We start from the raw sequence: 5,292 nt of genomic DNA on the forward strand, positions 1-5,292 counted from the left end.
GCTGTTCAACTAATTTTTTGTTGGAGAGTTTGATCCTGGCTCAGGACGAACGCTGGCGGCGTGCTTAACACATGCAAGTCGAGCGGAAAGGCCCTTCGGGGTACTCGAGCGGCGAACGGGTGAGTAACACGTGAGCAACCTGCCCCAAGCTTTGGGATAACCCTCGGAAACGGGGGCTAATACCGAATAGGACTTTTGGCCGCATGGCTGGGAGTGGAAAGTTTTTCGGCTTGGGATGGGCTCGCGGCCTATCAGCTTGTTGGTGGGGTGATGGCCTACCAAGGCGACGACGGGTAGCCGGCCTGAGAGGGCGACCGGCCACACTGGGACTGAGACACGGCCCAGACTCCTACGGGAGGCAGCAGTGGGGAATATTGCACAATGGGCGGAAGCCTGATGCAGCGACGCCGCGTGAGGGATGACGGCCTTCGGGTTGTAAACCTCTTTCAGCAGGGACGAAGCGAGAGTGACGGTACCTGCAGAAGAAGCACCGGCCAACTACGTGCCAGCAGCCGCGGTAAGACGTAGGGTGCGAGCGTTGTCCGGATTTATTGGGCGTAAAGAGCTCGTAGGCGGCTTGTCGCGTCGACCGTGAAAACTTGGGGCTCAACCCCAAGCCTGCGGTCGATACGGGCAGGCTAGAGTTCGGTAGGGGAGACTGGAATTCCTGGTGTAGCGGTGAAATGCGCAGATATCAGGAGGAACACCGGTGGCGAAGGCGGGTCTCTGGGCCGATACTGACGCTGAGGAGCGAAAGCGTGGGGAGCGAACAGGATTAGATACCCTGGTAGTCCACGCTGTAAACGTTGGGCGCTAGGTGTGGGGGGCCTCTCCGGTTCCCTGTGCCGCAGCTAACGCATTAAGCGCCCCGCCTGGGGAGTACGGCCGCAAGGCTAAAACTCAAAGGAATTGACGGGGGCCCGCACAAGCGGCGGAGCATGCGGATTAATTCGATGCAACGCGAAGAACCTTACCTGGGTTTGACATGGCCGCAAAACTCACAGAGATGTGAGGTCCTTCGGGGGCGGTCACAGGTGGTGCATGGCTGTCGTCAGCTCGTGTCGTGAGATGTTGGGTTAAGTCCCGCAACGAGCGCAACCCTCGTTCGATGTTGCCAGCGCGTTATGGCGGGGACTCATCGAAGACTGCCGGGGTCAACTCGGAGGAAGGTGGGGATGACGTCAAGTCATCATGCCCCTTATGTCCAGGGCTTCACGCATGCTACAATGGCCGGTACAATGGGCTGCGATACCGCGAGGTGGAGCGAATCCCAAAAAGCCGGTCTCAGTTCGGATCGGGGTCTGCAACTCGACCCCGTGAAGTCGGAGTCGCTAGTAATCGCAGATCAGCAACGCTGCGGTGAATACGTTCCCGGGCCTTGTACACACCGCCCGTCACGTCACGAAAGTCGGCAACACCCGAAGCCGGTGGCCCAACCCTTGTGGAGGGAGCCGTCGAAGGTGGGGCTGGCGATTGGGACGAAGTCGTAACAAGGTAGCCGTACCGGAAGGTGCGGCTGGATCACCTCCTTTCTAAGGAGCACCTTCCGACGAAAGTCGGTAAGGAGCCCGCACCGCCCGACTGTGGTGGTGGGGTGCTCGAATGGCGGAGACACTGGCAAGTTTTGCCCTGGCAACGGCCGGCGGCGCCTAGTACAGCCACTTCGGTGGTGGGAACGGATGCTTCTGGTGCGGCTGGGGGGAAATGTAAGCACCCTGTTGGGTCCTGAAAGAACAACCAGTGGTTGTTTCTTTCGGAACCGTAGCGAGCCTGTGGGTTCGTGAGGTTGCCAGGCATGGCCTGGCCTCACATACCGCCGACTGTTGTTGGGTTTGGTGTGGGGCGGATCGGGTTGTGGGTTGGTCGTTTGTTGAGAATTGCACAGTGGACGCGAGCATCTTTGTGGTCAAGTTGTCAAGGGCGAACGGTGAATGCCTTGGCACCAGGAGCCGATGAAGGACGTGGGAGGCCGCGATAGGCCTGGGGGAGCTGTCAACCAAGCTGTGATCCCAGGGTGTCCGAATGGGGAAACCTGGCACCAGTCATGTGGTGTCACCCACACCTGAACACATAGGGTGTGTGGAGGGAACGCGGGGAAGTGAAACATCTCAGTACCCGTAGGAAGAGAAAACAATTTAGTGATTCCGTGAGTAGTGGCGAGCGAAAGCGGATCGAGGCTAAACCGGCTGCGTGTGATACCTGTCAGGGGTTGCGTGGTCGGGGTTGTGGGACCCCGCTGAGTGTACTGACATGCACTCGAGGAGTTACAAAGTCAGTGGCTAGTCGAACAGTCTGGAATGGCTGACCGTAGACGGTGAGAGTCCGGTAGGTGAAAGTTGCTGACCTTCTGTGGGTGTTCCCGAGTAGCGGCGGACCCCTGAAATCTGCCGTGAATCTGCCAGGACCACCTGGTAAGCCTAAATACTTCCTGGTGACCGATAGCGGACAAGTACCGTGAGGGAATGGTGAAAAGTACCCCGGGAGGGGAGTGAAATAGTACCTGAAACCGTTCGCCTACAATCCGTCGGAGCCTTGCGGGGTGACGGCGTGCCTTTTGAAGAATGAGCCTGCGAGTTAGTGGCATGTGGCGAGGTTAACCCGTGTGGGGGAGCCGTAGCGAAAGCGAGTCTGAATAGGGCGATTCAGTCGCGTGTCCTAGACCCGAAGCGGAGTGATCTAGCCATGGGCAGGCTGAAGCGCGGGTAAGACCGCGTGGAGGGCCGAACCCACCAATGTTGAAAAATTGGGGGATGACCTGTGGTTAGGGGTGAAAGGCCAATCAAACTCCGTGATAGCTGGTTCTCCCCGAAATGCATTTAGGTGCAGCGTCGCGTGTTTCTTGCCGGAGGTAGAGCACTGGATGGTCTAGGGGGCCCACAAGCTTACCGAAATCAGCCAAACTCCGAATGCCGGTAAGTGAGAGCGCGGCAGTGAGACTGCGGGGGATAAGCTTCGTAGTCGAGAGGGAAACAGCCCAGATCACCAGCTAAGGCCCCTAAGCGTGTGCTAAGTGGAAAAGGATGTGGGGTCGCATAGACAACCAGGAGGTTGGCTTAGAAGCAGCCACCCTTTAAAGAGTGCGTAATAGCTCACTGGTCAAGTGGTTCCGCGCCGACAATGTAGCGGGGCTCAAGCACACCGCCGAAGCTGTGGCATTCACATTTTATCCTCGCTTGGACTTGATTCCTTGTGCAGGTGTGTGGATGGGTAGGGGAGCGTCGTGCCGCGAGTGAAGCAGCGGGGTGACCCAGTTGTGGACGCGGCACGAGTGAGAATGCAGGCATGAGTAGCGAAAGAAGGGTGAGAAACCCTTCCGCCGGATGACCAAGGGTTCCAGGGCCAGGCTAATCCGCCCTGGGTGAGTCGGGACCTAAGGCGAGGCCGAGAGGCGTAGTCGATGGACAACGGGTTGATATTCCCGTACCCGCGAAAGAGCGTCCCTGATGAACCTCGTTGTGCTAACCACCCGAACTGCCTGATGTCTTCGGACGGATGGTGGGGAGCGTGGGAACCTGATGGGTAGTAGTCAAGCGATGGGGTGACGCAGGAAGGTAGCTGAGCCCGGCCGGTGGTTGTGCCGGGGTAAGCGTGTAGGCCGTGTTGTAGGCAAATCCGCAACACATATAGGCTGAGACGTGATGCCGAGCCGATTCAGGTGAAGTCAGTGATCCTATGCTGCCGAGAAAAGCCTCTAGCGAGTTCTTAGCGGCCCGTACCCCAAACCGACACAGGTGGTCAGGTAGAGAATACCGAGGCGATCGGGCGAACTGTGGTTAAGGAACTCGGCAAATTGCCCCCGTAACTTAGGGAGAAGGGGGGCCGGAGACGTGAAGCCCCGCGCGGGTGGAGCGTTGTATGGCCGCAGAGAGCAGGGGGAAGCGACTGTTTACTAAAAACACAGGTCCATGCGAAGAAGTAATTCGATGTATATGGACTGACGCCTGCCCGGTGCTGGAACGTTAAGGGGACCTGTTAGCTCTTCGGGGCGAAGCGGAGAACTTAAGCGCCAGTAAACGGCGGTGGTAACTATAACCATCCTAAGGTAGCGAAATTCCTTGTCGGGTAAGTTCCGACCTGCACGAATGGCGTAACGACTTCCCCACTGTCTCAACCACAGGCCCGGCGAAATTGCAGTACGAGTAAAGATGCTCGTTACGCGCGGCAGGACGGAAAGACCCCGGGACCTTTACTATAGCTTGACATTGGTACTCGAATTAGCTTGTGTAGGATAGGTGGGAGCCGGTGAAGTCCATACGCCAGTATGGGTGGAGGCAATCTTGAAATACCACTCTGGTTGATTTGGGTATCTAACTTCGGACCGTTATCCGGTTCAGGGACAGTGTCTGGTGGGTAGTTTAACTGGGGCGGTTGCCTCCTAAAAGGTAACGGAGGCGCCCAAAGGTTCCCTCAGCCTGGTTGGCAATCAGGTGTTGAGTGCAAGTACACAAGGGAGCTTGACTGTGAGACTGACAGGTCGAGCAGGGACGAAAGTCGGGACTAGTGATCCGGCACTTGCGAGTGGAAGCGGTGTCGCTCAACGGATAAAAGGTACCCCGGGGATAACAGGCTGATCTTCCCCAAGAGTCCATATCGACGGGATGGTTTGGCACCTCGATGTCGGCTCGTCGCATCCTGGGGCTGTAGCAGGTCCCAAGGGTTGGGCTGTTCGCCCATTAAAGCGGTACGCGAGCTGGGTTTAGAACGTCGTGAGACAGTTCGGTCCCTATCCGCCGTGCGCGTAGGATACTTGAGAAGGGCTGTCCCTAGTACGAGAGGACCGGGACGGACGAACCTCTGGTGTGCCAGTTGTCCTGCCAAGGGCACGGCTGGTTAGCTACGTTCGGAAGGGATAACCGCTGAAAGCATCTAAGCGGGAAGCCTGCTTCAAGATGAGGTATCCCACCCACCTTGGTGGGGTAAGGCCCCCAGCTAGACGACTGGGTTGATAGGCCGGAAATGTAAGCCCGGTAACGGGTTCAGTTGACCGGTACTAATAGGCCGAGGACTTGACTACTAAGCTGCTACGCGTCCACTGTGCAACTCTGAACAAGCGAACACCCGTGACGTGTGTGCCGGGGTTGTTTGATATGTTCATAGAGTTACGGCGGTCATGGCGGAGGGGAAACGCCCGGTTACATTCCGAACCCGGAAGCTAAGCCCTCCAGCGCCGATGGTACTGCACTCGTGAGGGTGTGGGAGAGTAGGACGCCGCCGGACAATCTTCCAGAAAAGGCCACCCCTAACGGGGTGGCCTTTTCTGCGTTCCCTGACGAACGTCCGCACCCGCGCGCG

The 5,292-nt window shown here is 57.8% G+C and carries 3 rRNA genes; all 3 read left to right on the forward strand.

Going from position 1 to position 5,292, the window contains the following annotated elements:
* Nucleotides 1–17: 17 nt before the first annotated feature.
* The 3 genes from ACIBD9_RS32165 (at nucleotide 18) to rrf (ending at nucleotide 5,217) form a co-directional block, all read left to right on the forward strand.
* Nucleotides 18–1,532: ribosomal RNA gene (locus ACIBD9_RS32165) — 16S ribosomal RNA — on the forward strand.
* 372 nt (nucleotides 1,533–1,904) lie between these two features.
* Nucleotides 1,905–5,014 (forward strand): 23S ribosomal RNA (locus ACIBD9_RS32170).
* Nucleotides 5,015–5,100: 86 nt separating this feature from the next.
* A 5S ribosomal RNA gene (rrf, locus tag ACIBD9_RS32175) occupies nucleotides 5,101–5,217 on the forward strand.
* Together the 16S, 23S and 5S rRNA genes form the textbook arrangement of a ribosomal RNA operon.
* The last annotated feature ends 75 nt before the right edge of the window (nucleotides 5,218–5,292 follow it).

Origin of the sequence: Micromonospora sp. NPDC050784, from assembly GCF_044456765.1 — a bacterium.
Taxonomy (GTDB): domain Bacteria; phylum Actinomycetota; class Actinomycetes; order Mycobacteriales; family Micromonosporaceae; genus Micromonospora; species Micromonospora foliorum.